The 16,847-nt window shown below is 71.3% G+C and carries 12 protein-coding genes; 5 read left to right on the top strand and 7 right to left on the bottom strand.

The window, feature by feature from the left end; genetic code table 11:
- Positions 1-48: 48 nt before the first annotated feature.
- Positions 49-477: an organic hydroperoxide resistance protein gene (locus AB4Z02_RS12125; protein WP_056883330.1), complete on the bottom strand. Its 429-nt coding sequence runs from the start codon at positions 475-477 to the stop codon at positions 49-51.
- A 106-nt stretch (positions 478-583) separates the two neighbouring features.
- Between AB4Z02_RS12125 and lhgO the strand changes: the two genes are divergently transcribed.
- Positions 584-1,819, top strand: coding sequence for an L-2-hydroxyglutarate oxidase (lhgO, locus tag AB4Z02_RS12130; RefSeq protein ID WP_056883329.1), 1,236 nt, complete (start codon positions 584-586; stop codon positions 1,817-1,819).
- Positions 1,820-1,848: 29 nt separating this feature from the next.
- On the opposite strand, the gene glmM is transcribed toward lhgO, so the two are convergent.
- The 3 genes from glmM to rplM all read right to left on the bottom strand — a co-directional run bounded on the left by glmM (position 1,849) and on the right by rplM (position 4,358).
- A complete protein-coding gene (gene glmM / locus AB4Z02_RS12135; protein WP_056883328.1) occupies positions 1,849-3,195 on the bottom strand; it encodes a phosphoglucosamine mutase in 1,347 nt (448 codons plus the stop codon).
- Positions 3,196-3,371: 176 nt separating this feature from the next.
- Positions 3,372-3,872 (bottom strand): 30S ribosomal protein S9, encoded by a 501-nt coding sequence (gene rpsI, locus AB4Z02_RS12140; protein ID WP_056883327.1) that lies wholly within the window; start codon positions 3,870-3,872, stop codon positions 3,372-3,374.
- 42 nt (positions 3,873-3,914) lie between these two features.
- Entirely contained in the window at positions 3,915-4,358 is a 444-nt protein-coding gene (gene rplM / locus AB4Z02_RS12145) for a 50S ribosomal protein L13 (RefSeq protein WP_056883326.1), read from the bottom strand.
- 235 nt (positions 4,359-4,593) lie between these two features.
- Between rplM and AB4Z02_RS12150 the strand changes: the two genes are divergently transcribed.
- From AB4Z02_RS12150 to AB4Z02_RS12160, 3 genes are all read left to right on the top strand, one after another.
- Positions 4,594-5,223: a helix-turn-helix domain-containing protein gene (locus tag AB4Z02_RS12150; protein WP_441971236.1), complete on the top strand. Its 630-nt coding sequence runs from the start codon at positions 4,594-4,596 to the stop codon at positions 5,221-5,223.
- The gene (locus tag AB4Z02_RS12155) at positions 5,220-6,542 is read left to right on the top strand and encodes an MFS transporter (RefSeq protein ID WP_441971238.1); all 1,323 of its coding nucleotides are present in this window, start codon (positions 5,220-5,222) and stop codon (positions 6,540-6,542) included. Before AB4Z02_RS12150 ends, AB4Z02_RS12155 begins: the two co-directional genes overlap by 4 nt.
- A gap of 142 nt (positions 6,543-6,684) precedes the next feature.
- Positions 6,685-7,350 (top strand): LmeA family phospholipid-binding protein, encoded by a 666-nt coding sequence (locus tag AB4Z02_RS12160; protein ID WP_441971239.1) that lies wholly within the window; start codon positions 6,685-6,687, stop codon positions 7,348-7,350.
- A 104-nt stretch (positions 7,351-7,454) separates the two neighbouring features.
- On the opposite strand, the gene pulA is transcribed toward AB4Z02_RS12160, so the two are convergent.
- Both pulA and AB4Z02_RS12170 read right to left on the bottom strand, forming a co-directional pair.
- Positions 7,455-13,265 (bottom strand): pullulanase-type alpha-1,6-glucosidase, encoded by a 5,811-nt coding sequence (gene pulA, locus AB4Z02_RS12165; protein WP_441971241.1) that lies wholly within the window; start codon positions 13,263-13,265, stop codon positions 7,455-7,457.
- Between the two features lie 139 nt (positions 13,266-13,404).
- Complete coding sequence (locus tag AB4Z02_RS12170; RefSeq protein WP_441971243.1) at positions 13,405-15,087, bottom strand: ABC-F family ATP-binding cassette domain-containing protein; 1,683 nt, start codon at positions 15,085-15,087, stop codon at positions 13,405-13,407.
- 201 nt (positions 15,088-15,288) lie between these two features.
- Between AB4Z02_RS12170 and AB4Z02_RS12175 the strand changes: the two genes are divergently transcribed.
- A complete protein-coding gene (locus AB4Z02_RS12175; protein WP_441971244.1) occupies positions 15,289-16,206 on the top strand; it encodes a hypothetical protein in 918 nt (305 codons plus the stop codon).
- On the opposite strand, the gene AB4Z02_RS12180 is transcribed toward AB4Z02_RS12175, so the two are convergent.
- Entirely contained in the window at positions 16,196-16,840 is a 645-nt protein-coding gene (locus tag AB4Z02_RS12180) for a TetR/AcrR family transcriptional regulator (protein ID WP_441971246.1), read from the bottom strand. The two genes, AB4Z02_RS12175 and AB4Z02_RS12180, sit on opposite strands and share 11 nt — an antisense overlap.
- Positions 16,841-16,847 lie beyond the last annotated feature (7 nt).

Consider the following 16,847-nt stretch of genomic DNA (forward strand, 5'->3'; position numbering starts at 1 on the left):
TGGTGAGCACGCGCCGTACCCCGCCCTCTGCGTGGGCGGCCGGGTCGCTCAGGCGCCCTTGCCGGTGATGGTGACGTCGATGTTGCCGCGGGTCGCCTTGGAGTAGGGGCAGACCTCGTGGGCAGCGTCGGCGAGCTTCTGCGCGGTCGCGTCGTCGACACCCGGGACGTCGGCAGTCAGCGCGACCGCGAGGCCGAAGCCGGTGTCGGTGCTGCCGAACTCGACGTTCGCGGTGACGGTGGAGGTGCTGACGTCGATGCCCTCCTTCTGGGCCACCGCAGCCAGGGCACCGCTGAAGCAGGCGGCGTAGCCGGACGCGAACAGCGTCTCCGGGTTGGCCTTGGGGTTGCTCGTGCTGCCGGGCTTGCCGAGCGGCAGGTCCACGACCCCGTCCTCGCTCCTGACCCGTCCCTGGCGCCCACCCTGGGCGGAGGCGGCGGTGGTGTAGAGCGTCTCGTTCACTGCTTCGAAGGGCATGGTGGTCCTGCCTGTCGGGGATGGGTACCTCTGGGGCAACCGCGGGCCCCTGGGGACCATTCCCTCGGTTTCGGTGGGTTCCACCACTTGGACCTAGGTTGGGGGCATGTCCAGGTCCCAGCGCGTCGTCGTGGTCGGCGGCGGCATCATCGGCCTGGCCGTCGCCGAGCGCCTGTGCCGCACCCGGCCCGGTACCGAGGTGACCGTGGTCGAGAAGGAGCCGGGCTGGGCCCGTCACCAGACCGGGCGCAACAGCGGCGTCATCCACTCCGGGCTCTACTACCCGCCGGGCTCGGCCAAGGCGCGCCTGTGCCGGGCGGGTGCGACGTTAATGGTCGAGTTCGCCCGCGCCGAGGGGATCCCGCACGAGGTGTGCGGCAAGCTCGTGGTGGCCACCAGGGCGGACGAGCTGCCGCGGCTCCGGCAGCTTGCCGCACGAGGTCGCGAGAACGGCCTGACAGTGACCGAGCTGGACCCTGCAGGGGCGCGCGAGCACGAGCCGCACGTCGATGCGCTCGCCGCCGTGCACGTCGCCGAGACGGGGGTCGTGGACTACGGCAGGGTCTGCGCGGCCCTCGTCCGCCGGCTGGAGGCGTACGGCGCCACGCTGCTGCTGGGCGTCGAGGTGCTCGGCACCTCGACGCCTGCTGCGCCGGCGCTCGGTACGGCGGGGATGGGCGCCCGCGGCGGCGTCACCGTCCGCACCACCCGGGGCGACCTCCCGGCCGACCTGGTCGTGGCGTGCGCGGGGCTGCACGCCGACGTGGTCGCCCGCCGGCTGGGGCACGAGCCCGACACCCGGATCGTCCCCTTCCGGGGTGAGTACCGCGTGCTCGCCCCCGCTGCCACGCACCTCGTGCGCGGGCTGGTCTACCCGGTGCCTGACCCGGACCTGCCGTTCCTCGGGGTCCACCTGACCCGGGGCATCGACGGCGAGGTGCACGCCGGGCCCAACGCTGTCCTCGCCCTCGCCCGTGAGGGCTACACCTGGGGCACGGCCTCGTGGCCCGACCTGCGGGACACCCTGGCCTTCCCCGGCTCCTGGCGGCTCGCCGCCCGCCACCTCCGGACAGGTGCGCACGAGATGGCACGGTCGCTGTCCGCACACCGGTTCGCCGACAGCCTGCGCCGACTGGTGCCGGAGCTGCGTGACGAGGACCTGCTGCCGGCCCCCGCTGGCGTCAGGGCCCAGGCCGTACGGCGCGACGGCAGCCTCGTGGACGACTTCCTGGTGAAGCGGTCAGGCCGGGTCGTGCACGTTCTCAACGCACCGTCACCGGCGGCGACGAGCGCGTTCGAGATCGCGCGGCACATCGTGGACGACCTGCTGCACGAGGGCTGACGGCGACAACCCGTCAAAGGTGCGCAACCCTAGAGGCTGAGGCGCTCCTTGACGACGTCGACCAGGCGTCCCGCGACCGCGTGGGCCTCGTCCTCCTCGGCCGCCTCGACCATGACGCGCACGACCGGCTCGGTGCCCGACTTGCGCAGCAGCACCCGGCCGGAGCCGGCGAGCGCCGCCTCCTCCTTGGCCACGGCCTCCTGCAGCTCCTCGTCGCTCTCGACCCGGGACTTGTCGACGCCCTTGACGTTGACGAGCACCTGCGGCAGGCGGCGCATGACGGCCGCCAGGTCGGCCAGGGACCGCCCGGTCGAGGCCATGCGAGCCGCCAGCATGAGCCCGGTGAGGACACCGTCGCCGGTGGTGCCGTGGTCGAGGAAGATCACGTGCCCGCTCTGCTCTCCCCCCAGGGACAGCTGGCTAGCGCGCATCTCCTCCAGCACGTAGCGGTCGCCGACGCCGGTCTGGCGCACGGTGATGCCTTCACGCTCCATGGCCTGGATGAGGCCGAGGTTGCTCATGACGGTGGCGACGAGGGTGTCCTGCGCCAGCACGCCGCGCTGCTTCATGTCGACCGCGAGGATCGCCATGATCTGGTCGCCGTCGACCTCGGTGCCGGCCGCGTCCACGGCCAGGCAGCGGTCGGCGTCCCCGTCGTGCGCGATCCCGAGGTCCGCCCCGCGGGCCAGCACGGCCGCCTTGAGGTGGTCGAGGTGGGTCGAGCCGTACCCGTCGTTGATGTTGAGGCCGTCGGGCTCCGTGCCGATCTCGTGGACCGTCGCCCCCGCGAGCCGGAACACCTCGGGTGAGACCGAGCTCGCGGCGCCGTGGGCGCCGTCGATGACGACCGAGACCCCGTCGAGCCGGTGGGGCAGCACGGCCAGCAGGTGGGAGATGTACCGCGTGTGGCCGTCGGGCATCGTCACGACGCGGCCCACGTCGGCCCCCGTCGGGCGCTCCCAGTCCTGGTCGAGCAGCGCAGCGATCTCGTCCTCGATCGCGTCGTCGAGCTTGTGCCCACCGGTCGCGAAGAACTTGATGCCGTTGTCGGGCATGGCGTTGTGCGACGCCGAGAGCATGACGCCGAAGTCGGCGTGGGTGTCGGCGGTGAGGAACGCGATGGCCGGGGTCGGCAGCACGTTCGCGTGGTAGACGTCGACGCCCGCAGAGGCGAGCCCGGCGATGACCGCGGCCGAGAGGAACTCGCCGGAGGCCCGCGGGTCGCGCCCGACGACGGCCTTGGGGCGACGACCGTGCTTGCGCGCCTCGTCGCCGAGGACGTGTGCCGCGGCGACGCTCAGCCGCAGGGCGAGCTCGGCGGTGATGTCGACGTTGGCGAGGCCGCGGACCCCGTCGGTCCCGAACAGTCGTGCCATGGAGGAAGAGCCTTTCGACGAACGGAGGTGCTCGCGGCATACCGGGATCGGCATCGGCACGCGGCAGGAGGCGTCTGGGCGAACCTACTCCCCCAGACGCCGAAGGCGGCACCCGCGTTGTGGGGTGCCGCCTTCGGGTCGATCCAGTGGGCGCCGGGTATGGCGCCCGGCCGGGATCAGCGCTTCGAGTACTGAGGCGCCTTGCGGGCCTTCTTGAGACCAGCCTTCTTGCGCTCCGGGACGCGGGCGTCGCGGGTGAGGAAGCCGGCCTTCTTGAGTGCCGGACGGTTCAGCTCCTCGTCCACGCCGTTCAGCGAGCGGGCGACGCCGAGGCGGACCGCGCCGGCCTGGCCGGAGGGGCCACCACCGTGGACGCGCACGAGCACGTCGTACGCACCGTCGAGCTCGAGCAGCGTGAGCGGCTCGTTGACGATCTGCTGGTGGACCTTGTTCGGGAAGTACTGCTCGAGCGTGCGCCCGTTGATCTTCCACTCGCCGGTGCCGGGGACGATGCGCACGCGGGCGATGGCCTGCTTGCGACGACCGGTCGCGGCGCCCGGAGCCGACGCGCTGGGGCGACGGACGGCCTCGCCGGAGACGGGGCCCTCGGACTCGGAGGTGTACTCGGTGAGCTCGACCTCGTCGGTCGAGTCGATGTTCTCGGTGGTGTCAGCCACGTGATGTCCTCAATTCGCTTTCTTGCACAGGTCCTTGCGGACTTACTGCGCGACCTGTGAGATCTCGAAGGGCTTGGGCTGCTGCGCCTGGTGGGGGTGCTCGCCACCGGCGTAGACCTTGAGGTGCGTCAGCTGCTCGCGCCCCAGGGTGGTCTTCGGGAGCATGCCGCGAACGGCCTTCTCGATGGCCTTCTCGGGGCTCTTGGCGAGGAGCTCGGTGTAGGAGGTGCTCCGCAGGCCGCCCGGGAAGCCCGAGTGGCGGTAGGCCTTCTTCTGCTCGAGCTTGGCGCCGGTGAGGGCGACCTTGTCGGCGTTGACGATGATGACGAAGTCACCACCGTCGACGTGCGGCGCGAAGGTGGTCTTGTGCTTGCCACGCAGGAGGATCGCGGTCTGGCTCGCCAGGCGACCCAGGACGACGTCCGTGGCGTCGATGACGTGCCAGGTCCGAGTGACCTCGGCCGGCTTCGGGGTGAAAGTGCGCAATGTACTGGCCCTTTGCTTGCTGGGAAGGAACGGTGTGCCGTGGGCGCCCGAGGCGCTGGTGTGTCGCCTTGCGAGGGCGCACGGCACAACAGTGATCAAGTTTACGGGTGGCACGACCAGCGCCCAAATCGCTCTGGGAACACCTGCGCACGCCCCCTGACCTGCGGAAACGTGCCGCGGAGGTCGTAGTGCCCAACTCTTGTGCAAACAGAGTGTGCACAGGTATTGTGCACGCATGGCCTCCGAGACCCCCTCCCGCTCCACCCCCCAGACGAGCGCCGGGCTGACCGGCATCCGGCTCGACGCCGCCTCCCTGAAGGTGCTGGCCCACCCCCTGCGCTCGCGGCTGCTGTCGAGGCTGCGCGTCGGCGGCCCCGCCACCGCCACCGACCTCGCGGCCGACCTCGGGACCAACTCGGGGGCCACCTCCTACCACCTGCGCAAGCTGGAGTCGGTCGGCCTGGTCAGCGACACCGGTGAGGGCGAGGGGAAGCGACGGCTGTGGCAGGCCGCGACCGAGAGCCACCAGTTCGAGCCGAGCGACTTCGTCGGCGACGAGGACTCCGAGACCGCACTCAACTGGCTGGTGCGCGACTACACGCGGCACTTCTCCGAGCAGTTCGAGCGGTGGCTCGACGTCGAGGGCACCTGGCCGACCGAGTGGCGCGACGCCGTGGGCATGAACGACTCCTTCATCGTCGCCACGGCCGCCCAGGTCGAGGAGCTCAAGGCCGAGCTCGACGAGCTCATCGCCCGCTACCGCCGCGTCGGGCAGGGCAACCCCAACGCGCGACGCCTGGCCGTCTACACCGCCACCTACCCCCTCGACCTCGACCGCGTACCGCGAGGAACGGAGCAGTCATGACCCACGCCCCCCTCACCGCCCGCCGCGCCCGCGCGGTCCTGCTCCTGCTGACGTTCACCCGCTGGTTCCCGGGCGGGCTGATCATCGGCGTGGTCACGCTGCTCGCCCTCGAGCGCCACATGAGCCTCGCCCAGATCGGCGTGATCTTCTCGATGCAGGGCTTCGTGGTGCTGGGTCTCGAGCTGCCCACCGGTGGGTTCGCCGACGCCCTCGGCCGGCGCCCGGTGCTCGTGGCCTCGGCAGTCGTGGCCCTCCTGTCGGCCCTGCTGTTCATCACCGCGCACACCTTCACCGCCTTCGTCGTGGCCATGCTGCTGCAGGGGGTCTTCCGCGCGCTCGACTCCGGGCCGCTCGAGTCCTGGTACGTCGACACCGCGCACGCCGACGACCCCACCACCAGGGTGGAGGACGCGCTCTCGCGCGCCGGGGTGGTGCTCGGCCTCGCCATCGCCTCGGGCGCGCTGCTCTCGGGTGGCCTCATCGCCTGGCACCCCGTGCGGTCGATGACCGCCCTGGAGTTCCCGTACTGGTGCGCCATCGGCTTCCTCGTGCTCCACCTGGTCGCGGTGTCCCTGCTGGTGCGCGAGCCGCGAACCCACGTCGACTCCACCGGCTTCCGGCGGGCGCGGCTGTCCGTCAGGCAGGCACCGGCTGTCGTGGTCGACGGCATCCGCACCCTGCGGACCTCGCGGGTGCTGCTCGCCCTGGTGCTGGTCGAGGTCTTCTGGTCCATCGGCATGATCGCCTTCGAGACCCTCATGCCGGTGCGTCTCGCCGAGGTCGCCGGCGGCGAGACCCGCGCAGGCGCCCTCATGGGCCCGGTGTCGGCAGCCGCGTGGGGCCTGTTCGCCGTCGGGTCCGCTGCCGCGGGGCTCACCAGCCGTCGTGTCGGCGTCGGCTGGACGGCCCTCGTGGCCCGGGTGCTCAACGGCGGCTTCGTCGTCGTCATGGGCCTCATGGCCGGCCCGGTCGGGCTCGTCACCGCGTTCCTCATCACCTACGCGCTGCACGGCTCGGGCGGCCCGGTGCACAGCACCCTGCTCCACCGGCAGGCGCAGCCACGCAACCGCACCACGGTGCTCTCGATGAACTCCATGGTCGCCGGTGGTTGCTACAGCCTCGGCCTGCTCGTCCTAGGTCCCCTCGCCGAGCACGCCGGCACCACCACGGCCATCATCGCGGCCGGTGCGTTCAGCATCCTCGGCGCGGCGCTCTACCTCCCGGCCATCCGGCAGGAACGCACCAGCACCGACCCCACTGCCGAAGACACCGCCGAACCCACCCCCGCCCCCACGCCCGCCTTACCCCTTCTCCCCTGAGAACCCGGGAGCCCGAGAGCCCGGGAGCCCGGGAGCCCGAGGCGACAGGCCGGCCAAGCGGGACTCGGCGGGCACGTGAGGGCGAGGCGAGGGCGTCGTCGACGTCGAGGCAGCAGGTCGTGCGAGCACCCAGACTGGGCCCGTGCGCGCCTTCCTCGCCGGAGTCCTGGCCACCCTCGTGGCCCTGGCCGTCACCGCCGTCCTCGTGGTCGCCTCGCTGCCGGTGGCCGACGCGGCGCCTTCCACGCGCGCCCCTGCGACGCCGTCCACTCCCCCGGCCGTCCCTGCACCCGCATCGGTCGCCAAGGGCGAGACGTGGCTGGCTGACGTCGACCTGTCCAGCAGCCGCGTGCTGACGTCGGACGGTCCCCTGACCGACGTCACCGCCCGCGGCGCCGGCGTCCGCCTGACCACCGACGGCCTGCGTGCGCAACGGCTCGACCTCGACGCGGTCTTCCCCTTCGCCACGGTCGCCCGGCAGATCGGCAACAACGTCGAGCTCTACGACGCGGGCGGCGGTCGCGTCGGCGTGCGGCGGACCGAGACGGTCCTGGGCCGACGGCTCGCGGTCCGCGCCACGGCCACGGTCACCGCCGGCAACGGCCAGCTCGTCATCGTCCCCACAAGCGTCGACCTCGGCGGTCCCGAACTGCTCGACTCCGCCCTGTCGACCGCGGCGCGCGAGCTCGTGACGATCCGCCACACGGTGACCGGACTACCTGCAGGAGTGCGGCTGACGGGGGTGAAGGTCGAGCAGGACGGGTTCCGCGCGACCCTCACCGGCAGCGACGTGGTCCTCACGCAGTAGGAACCACGAACGCCGAGGTGGTGTCAGACCGTCTCCTTCCCCTCGGGAAAGTACGGTCTGCCACCACCTCGAGACGTGCCGGGCACTGGGCCGAGTGAGCCCGGTCAGTGCTGCACGAACACCGCCACCGTGCGTGCCGGCACCGTCGCCGAACCGGACGCCGCGTCCCACGTCGAGGCCTTCACGACCGTGTCGGCGCCACTGGCCTGCACCGGCGAGAGCGACAGGCTCGAACCGGCCAGGCCGGGCACCTTCTGCGTGACGGCGTCGGGCGAGGCGTTGATGACGACCACCAGGCCCTTGAGGGCAGGGTCGACGTCGGTGCCGACCGTGTCGTCGATGCGCATCGCGATGACGCCGGCGTGCGAGTCTGCGGTGCCGCTGGCGGGGTAGCTGACCTTGGCGTTGATCGCACTCGCCGAACCCAGCCGGAACAGCGGCGTGGAGAACCGCAGTCGCAGCAGCTCCTGCGCCTGCGCCGTCGCGGACTGCACCTCGTTCGCCGACGGCTTGAGGGCGGAGTCTGCCAGCAGCGGCTTCATGTACGGCCACTTCGCCTCGTTGTCGCCCTTGAGCGGCAGCCCGTGCCCGAAGCCGTTGTCGGCCCCGGTCCAGTCGAGGGTGTTGAACCAGTCACCGCTGTCGTAGCTGTTGCGGTCGAGCGACTTGCTCCGCAGCAGGTCGGCGCCCGCGTGCCAGAACGACGGCGTCTGGGCCAGCGCCGTGGTCGCCAGCGAGATCGAGTTCATCCGCACGCGGTCGGCCATCGAGGTGGCCTGCGGCAGCTTGAACGCCAGGCTGTCGAACAGGGTCTCGTTGTCGTGCGCGTCGACGTAGCTGATGACCTCGTCGGGCTGGTCGGCGTAGCCGGCTGGGGCGCCGTTGTAGTCGACGTCCTTGCCCTGGGCGACCTGGCCGTTCTCGTTGAGCCGCATGGAGAACGTGCGCAGGTTGCCTGCCATCCCGAGCTGGACGAGGTCGGTGTCGTGCTTCAACCGCGTTGCGGCTGAAGGGTTTGCGGCGCTGTCACCGTTGGGGTCGGTGGCCTCGCCGCTGCCGAACCCCTGCGTGCGGGGGTCGTCGTCGAAGGGGCCACCGCCGCGGACGGCGTCACGGAGGCGGTCGGAGAACGTGCCGATGCCGGTGCCGCCGAGCTGGCCCTGGGTGGCCTGCTCGAAGCGGGCGTTGTTCGCCACCTCGCCGAAGTTCCAGCCCTCGCCGTAGAGGTAGACCTTCTTCCCGTCGACCCCGTCCTTCGCGAGGGTCAGGGCGTCGAGCGCCGAACGCACCGCGAGCATGTTGGCCTTGCTGTGGTGGCCCATGAGGTCGAACCGGAAGCCGTCGACCTTGTACTGCTTGGCCCAGAGCACGACCGCGTCGACCATGGCCTTCTGCGCCATGGCGTGCTCGGTGGCGACGTTCTGGCAGCAGGTCGAGGTCTCCACCGCGCCGGAGGCGTTGAGGCGCTGGTAGTAGCCGGGGACGACCTTGTCGAGGACGCTGGTCGAGGCCTGCCCCGAGGTCGGGGTGTGGTTGAAGACCTGGTCGAGGACGACCCGGAGCCCGTCCTGGTGCAGCGCACCGACCATGGTGCGGAACTCCGCGACACGGGCACCGCCGTCGGCCTTGGCCGGCGTGGAGGCGTAGGAACCCTCCGGCGCCATCCAGTGCCACGGGTCGTAGCCCCAGTTGAAGGCGTCCCCGGAGCGGGTCGGCTCGATGCACGCCTGCTGCTGCTCGCTGTCGGGCGCGTAGGACTTCAGGTCGCAGGCGGGCTTGGCCTGCTTGGCCGGGTCCTCCTCGATCGAGGCGATGTCGAAGGTCGGCAGCAGGTGCACCGTGTTGAGCCCGGCAGCTGCGAGCGCCTTGAGGTGCTTGGTCCCGTTGCCGTTCTCCGCGAACGCCAGGTAGGAGCCGCGGTTCTCCGCGCTCACCGTCGGGTCGCCGTCGGAGAAGTCACGCACGTGCAGCTCGTAGATCGTCGAGTCGACGTCCTGCTTGAGGGCGGGAGCCTTCGTCGTCGACCAGAGCGAGGGCCGGTAGGCCGCGTCGCCCAGGTCCACGGCAACTGACCTGGTCGAGTTCAGTGTCAGGGCAACGGAGTACGGGTCGGTGACCTGGGTGGTCTCCACCTTCCCGGTCGTGGGCACCCACACCGTGACCTCGTAGAGGTAGCGCGAGTTGCGCGTGCCCGCCGTTGCCGACCACGAGCCGTCGTCGGCCCGCTCCATCGCGGTCCGGGTCGCGGCGCTCGTCGGGGCGTCGGCCGCGGAGCCGGGCTCCCAGGTGAGCACGTTGACCTTCTGGGCGGTGGGCGCCCAGAGGCGGTAGGACGGCTTCGTCCCGGCGAAGCTGACGCCGTACGCGCGCTTGGCCGCCGCGGCGGCGTACACGTCGTCGAGCACGTAGGCGGTCTGCACACCCGTGGCGTCGAGCAGCCGGTTCAGGGAGTCGTACATGCCCACCGCCACCTGGCCCTCGAGGATGTCCGGCACCTGCGCGGCGGTGGCGCGGTCGAGCCGCAGGGCGAGGTAGCCCTTGAGCTCCGGGTGCGCGGCGACGACGCCGGCGGGCAGCCCCTTCGTGTCGTAGCGCAGCGCTGCGGACGAGCCACCGGTGATGTCCTCGGCGTCGACCGTCAGGCCGCCGGTGCGCGACCAGGCCAGGCGCCACTTCAGCAGCGCCGGGTTGGCGCCGTCCGGGACCATCGCGGCCGGCCACGCGACCGTGTCGCGGTTGACCCAGATGGCACGCTCCTTGGTCAGGTCGGGGGCCGAGCCTGCCCTGGCCACCTTGGTCGTGGTCTCGTGGGTCGCGAGGTCGTAGGAGATGGAGGTGACCATGCCGTCGGCCGGCACCGTGACGGAGATGTTGGCGCCGCCCGGCGCACCGCCCGCACCGTAGTTCTCGTCCCAGGTCAGGCCGTGGGCCACCTTGAACTCGTAGGTGCCGGCGGGGAGCTGGTCGCTGGACCAGGTGTAGGTGCCGTCACCGTCGGGGTCCTGCAGCCACGGCTTCATGCAGTCAGGACTCCAGTCGGCGGGGCAGCCCAGCTCGGACTGGAACGAGCCGGGAGCGGTGATGATGTCGCCCTCGGCGTCACTGGTCACCCAGTGCGTCGAGTGGTCGTAGTAGAAGCTGACCTGACCCGAGGCGGGCACGGTGTAGCTGATGTTGTCGCCGTTGGACCGTCCCCCGGCCCCGTAGTTCTCGTCCCACTTCTTGTCGATCGCGGCCTTGTAGGCGTGCGGTGCCACCGGGAGGGTGTAGCTGCCCTTCCAGACCTGGTCCTTGGGGTCCAGGGTCAGCTGCGCCTGCGGGCAGGCAGGGTCCCAGTCGCCGCCGCAGCCCATCTCGCTGTTGTGGTCGCCGGGGACGCTGACGCTGTCGGGCTGGGTCACCGGACCCACGCCGCCACCGTCGCCGCCGCCGCTGGCCTTGGGGTCGCCGACGATGCCGTACGACGAGGAGGCCGACAGGTGCCCCGCGCTGTCCTTGGCGACGGCGCGGTACTCCAGCAGGGTCCCCTTGGCGAAGCCCGTCACGTCGTGGAAGACGCGGTAGGGGGCGTTGTCGTCGGTGCCGAGCCGCTTCCAGCCGGTGGTGCCGACAGGGCGGTAGAGGAAGCTCACCTGGGCGAAGGTGTTGGCCGGGATGGCTGCGCCGATCTCGGCGCGACCGCCGACGACGTCGCCGGCACCGGGCGAGGTGAGGTAGACCGGGGGCGCCGACTTCGGCTTGTCCATCGGCGAGGTCGCCTTCCAGACCGAGACCGACTGGGCCGGGACGCTCACGCTCACGCGGCCGTCCTTGCCCGAGCGCACCGCACCGCTCGCGCCGTACACGGGCGCGAAGGTCTGGTTGTGGCCGTAGGTCGCGAAGGTCGCCGACGAGGTCGTCGTCGCGTTGTTCGCGGCCACGACGTACTCGACCCGCTTGCCCTGGTCGATGCGGGAGAACGCGTAGATGCCGGCGTTGTTGCTGGCGTAGCGGTGCACCTGGGCGCCGTCGGCCAGCGCCGGGTTGGCCGCGCGGACCGCCGCGAGCCCCTTGATGTGCTGGTAGAGCGGCGCGCTCGTGGAGTAGCGGTCCTGTGACCCGGCGGTGCCGCCGAGGACGGGCTGCGAGGCGTACCCCTTGTCGACCGAGCCGTCCGGCTTGGTGCGGTCCTCGACCTTGGTCGCGAACATGTCCTGCCGCGCGTCCTTGTCACCGCCGTAGCCGACGAAGCCCTGCTCGTCGCCGTAGTAGGTGATGGGTTGCCCGCGGGTGAGGTACATGAGGGAGTCGGCGAGCTTGACCCGCGCCATCAGCGCGGGGCCGACCGGGTCCTTGCCCTGCAGGAGGAATCCGACGCGACCCATGTCGTGGTTGCCGAGGAACGTCGGCAGCTCGTAGGCGTTGGAGTCGGTGTCGGTGTAGTAGTCGTCGTCGGCGTAGAGGTCACGCAGGTCGGTGCCCGCCTTGCCCTGCGCCCAGCTCGTGGCCTGCGCCTGGAACCCGAAGTCGAGCGTCGCCGGCAGCTTGCCGGTCGTCGTGTACTGCGACATGTAGGACGGGCGTGCGTCGTAGACCTCGCCGAACATGAAGAAGTCGTCGTTGCCGTCCTTGCGCGCCTGGTCCAGCATCGCCGGGCTGAAGGACTGCCAGAACTCCATGTTGACGTGCTTGACCGTGTCGATGCGGAAGCCGTCGACACCGAAGTCGACCCACGACTTGTAGATGTCCTCCATGCCCTGCTGGACGTTCAGCTTCTCGGTGAACAGGTCGTCGAGGCCGACGAAGTCGCCGTACTCCGCGGACTCGCCGGCGAAGGTCGAGTCACCCCGGTTGTGGTAGTTGGTGGGGTCGTTGAGCCAGGCCGGGACCTTGGCCGTCGCGTCGCCGGGGTTGGTGAAGACCGGGGTGTAGGGGAAGGAGGTGGCGGGGTCCATGGCCGGGAAGCCGGGCTTGCCCGCGTACTGCTTGTCGTCGAAGACCGTGCCGTCCGCGTCCTTGTAGGGGAAGGCCGTCTTGTCGCGGTAGGTGTACTGCTGCTCCTGGTAGTTGATGACGTCCGCGGTGTGGTTGGTGATGATGTCGAAGAAGACCTTCATCCCCTTCGCGTGGGACGCGGCGATGAGTGCCTTGAGGTCGGCGTTGGTGCCGAGGTGCGGGTCGACCTGGGTGAAGTCGGTGATCCAGTAGCCGTGGTAGCCGGCGCTCTCGGTGCCCGGGGTGCCCTGCACGGGCTTGTTCTTGAACGACGGCGTCAGCCAGATCGCCGTCGTGCCGAGCCCCTTGATGTAGTCGAGCTTCTGCTGGATCCCCTTGAGGTCACCACCGTGGTAGAAGCCCTTGTCGGTGGGGTCGTAGCCGGTCTTGAGCCGGTCGCCCGACAACCCGCCGAGGTCGTTGGCCTTGTCACCGTTGGCGAAGCGGTCCGCCATTACGAAGTAGTAGCGCTCCTTGGTGAGCGGCTGACGCAGCGAGTCGCCGGCATACGCCTGGTCGGCCCTGGTGGCCGGACCCGACAGCCGGACCGGGCGCACGCCGATCTGGTGCGACGTGTCGTCGTAGCTGAACTCGAGCTTCGCGGGGCCCTTGAGGACCAGCGGCAGGTTGGCGCCACCCTTGGTGCCGCCGGCGCCGTAGCTCTCGTCCCAGCTGTGGTCGATGGCGACCTTGTACTCGTAGGTCCCGGCCGGGACGGTCACGGTCTTGGCGTAGGTCGTGGTGCCGGCCACCTGCGCGAGGTCGGTCGCCGTGCACGTCTCGTCCCAGTCCTTGCCGCAGCCGAGCTCGGACTGCAGCGAGCCGACGAGGGTCACCGTGCGCTGCGCGGCGTGGGCGGGCAGCGCACCGAGCGGGACCAGCAGCCCCGAGACGACGAGGGCCGCGCCACTGAGGGCGGCGACCAGGGGCCTGCGGGCCATGACAGCTCCTTTGCTGCGGAAGGTGGCCCACCTGCCAGAGGACCGCGGGCCACCCTAGGGCGCGGCGCCGACACCCCGCCAGAGGGCCTGTGCAAGTTTCTGCAAGAAATTGCACTCTCTTGACCTGCGGGAACCACCCTCAGCGGGCGCGGGCCACCCGCCCCTCGTCCCAGACCGGCTCGTTGCTCTCGTAGACCCGTCCGTCCGCGCCGAACACGAGGAACCGGTCGAAGCCGCGCGAGAACCACCGGTCGTGGGTGACGGCGATGACCGTCCCCTCGAACGCCGCCAGCCCCTCCTCCAGCGCCTCCGCGGAGTGCGGGTCGAGGTTGTCGGTGGGCTCGTCGAGCAGCAGGCACGTCGCGCCGGACAGCTCGAGCAGCAGGATCTGGAACCGCGCCTGCTGCCCACCCGAGAGCGAGTCGAACGTCTGCTCGCTCGCCCGCGCCAGGCCGTAGCGGTCCAGCGCCCGGGCGGCCTCCTCGCGGGCCTTGCCGGCCCGGTGCTCGTCGCCGCGGTGCAGGATCTCCAGGAGCGTGCGCCCGGTCAGCGACGGCTGCTCGTGGGTCTGGGCGAACCACCCGGGGCGCACGCGCGACCCCAGCCGCAGCCGACCGGTGTGCGCCACGGGCTTCGGCACGAAGTCCCCCACAGGCTGGTGCTCGGCATCGGGGTCGCTGCCACCGCCGGCGACCAGGCGCAGGAAGTGCGACTTGCCGGAGCCGTTGCTGCCCAGCACGGCGACGCGCTCCCCGAACCACACCTCGAGGTCGAACGGCCGCATGAGGCCGGTGAGCTCGAGGCCCTCGGCGATGACGGCGCGCTTGGCGGTGCGCCCGCCCTGAAGCCGCATGCGGACGTTCTGCCGCAACGGGATCGCCTCGGGCGGACCCGCCTCGACGAACCGCCGCAGCCGGGTCTCGGCAGCCTGCAGCTTGGGGGCCATGTCGGAGTTGTAGGACGCCTTCTGCCTGTACATCACGACGAGCGCCTTGAGCTTGACGTGCTCCTCGTCCCAGCGCCGGCCCAGCTCCTCCAGCTTGGAGTTCCGGTCCTCGCGCGCCTGCTGGTAGGTCGCGAAGCGGCCCGGGTGCACCCACAGGCTCGAGCCGGAGCTCCCCGGCTCGAGGGTGGCGATCCTGGTGGCGACGCGGTCGAGCAGCTCGCGGTCGTGGCTGACGAACAGCACCGTCTTGGGCGAGGCGATCAGCTGGTCCTCGAGCCAGCGCTTGGCGGGCACGTCGAGGTAGTTGTCGGGCTCGTCGAGCAGCAGCACCTCCTCGGGTCCGCGGAGCAGAGCCTCGAGGACGACCCGCTTCTGCTCGCCACCCGACAGCGTCGTGACCTTGCGCCACTGGGCCTTCTCGAACGGCATGCCCAGCGCGGCGACCGTGCAGACGTCCCAGAGGATCTCGTAGTCGTAGCCACCGACGTCGCCCCACGTCACCAGGGCCTGGGCGTAGGCCATCTGGTCGTCCTGGCTGTCGCGCTCCATCATCGCCAGCTCGGTGCGGTCGATCTCGGCGGCAGCGGCCCGCACGGCCGCCGGGGCGACCGAGACGAGCAGGTCGCGCACGGTGGACTCGTCGCGCAGCTGGCCCACGAACTGGCGCATCACGCCGAGCCCACCCGAGCGCGTCACCGCGCCGTCCTGGGGCACGAGGTCACCGGCGATGATCCGGCCCAGCGTCGTCTTCCCGGTGCCGTTGGGGCCGATGAGCGCGACCTTGGCGCCCTCACCCACCCGCAGCGAGACCCCGCCGAGCAGCGGCCTGCCGTCGGGCAGGACGAAGGTGACGGAGTTGACGTCGATGTGGCCCACGGGTCCAGCCTGCTGCACGGGGCGCCCGTCCGTCACCTTCATATCGCGCGGACGCACGCCTTCCCGCCCGGGCACCCGCACGCCGGTCGCCCGAGGCCTGCCTGGACGAACGGTGGAGGCGACCGTAAAGCCTTGGCCAAGTTGGCGAGGAGCACCGGTGCGGCCGTCGGAGCATGGAGCGGTCGTCGAAAGGAACCCCCCGTGACCCCCCGCACCGCCCACCCGCTGCGCCTCGTGGCTATCGTCGCCCTCGTGGCCATCCTGGGCGCCGTGGGCGTCACCGCCGCAGGGGCCGCGCCGGTGCGGTCGACGACCGCGGCGGTGGCCACCTCGTCGCGCGCCGACCGCCCGGCTGCACCCCGCGCCATGTGGGTGTGGGACACCTCCGACCCCGAGTCCGTCGTCACCCTCGCCACCACTCGGGGCATCGGCCAGCTGTACGCCGCCGTGCCCCCCAACGTGGGCACCTCACCGCAGCTCGCACAGCTGCGCCGGCTCGTGGAGCTGGCCGACGAGGCGGGCCTGCGCGTCGACGCCCTCGGCGGCGACCCCGGCTGGGTCGACAACCCCACCTGGGTGGTCAACAGCTGGCTCAAGCCCGCGCTCGCGACCGGCCTGTTCACCGGCGTGCACGTCGACATCGAGCCCTACACGACCGCTGCCTGGACGACGAACCGCAAGGCCGTCGTCAAGCGCTACCTCTCCACCCTCGACACGCTGCGCACGGCCGCGGGGACGGCGCCGATCGAGGCCGACATCCCCTTCTGGTACGACGAGATCGCTGCGAACGGCTCGACCCTCGACCGCGAGACCATACGGCGCACGACCGCCGTGACGGTGATGGCCTACCGCAACCTCGCCGACGGGGTCGACGGCTCGATCGCCCTGTCCGCCACCGAGATCCAAGCAGGCGCCGACCTGGGCCGACAGGTGCGGATCGGCCAGGAGACCACCTTCCTGGGCACCGACCCGACCGAGGTGAAGCAGACCTTCTTCGGCCAGGGCTTGACCCAGATGGAGTCCCAGCTCAGCCGCATCACCGCCGCCTACGCGGGTTCCCCCTCGTTCGCCGGCCTCGCGGTGCACGACGCGGCGGGATACGCGGCCGTCACGGACTGAGCAGGACCCGGCACCACAGGTCCTCGAGCAGCTCCGACCAGCGCGTGGCCGACCACCCACGAGACTGCATCGCCAGCCAGTGGCCGGGAGCGTTGGTCGACCACACGATGTCGGCGACGTCCCGGTCGCTGAGGTCGTCGCGCAGCTCGCCGGTGGCCCGCAGGTCGCGGGCGAACAGGAGCATGTTGGCCGCCCGGCGGTCCATCACCGTCTGGTGGGCGCGGGCCGAGGCGTGGTCGGTCTCGCCCGCGCGCCGCAGCGCCTCGAGCAGCGGCGCCGTCCTCGGGACGAGGGTGCGCAGGGCCCCGGCATAGACCGCGATCTTCTCGCGTGCGGTCTCCGCGGCCCGCACCGCGACCACGTAGTCACGCTCCTCGGCGGGGACGGGCTCGTCGGACGACCCCAGGACCATGTCCACCACCGCGACGGCGAGCTCGGGCTTGCGTCCCACGCCGGCATAGACCGTGTCGACGGACACGCCTGCAGCCGCGGCGACCTGCGCCACCGACGTGCGCTCGTAACCCTGCTCGACGAAGAGGGTCCGCGCCGCGGCGAGCACCGAGCGGCGCGTCTGCCGGGCCTTCTCCGCCCGGACGGTCGAGCGGTAGGCGCGGGTCTTGACGGTGTCGGGCACGCCACCT

Source organism: Pedococcus sp. 2YAF34 (assembly GCF_052114585.1).
In the GTDB taxonomy this organism is placed as follows: domain Bacteria; phylum Actinomycetota; class Actinomycetes; order Actinomycetales; family Dermatophilaceae; genus Pedococcus.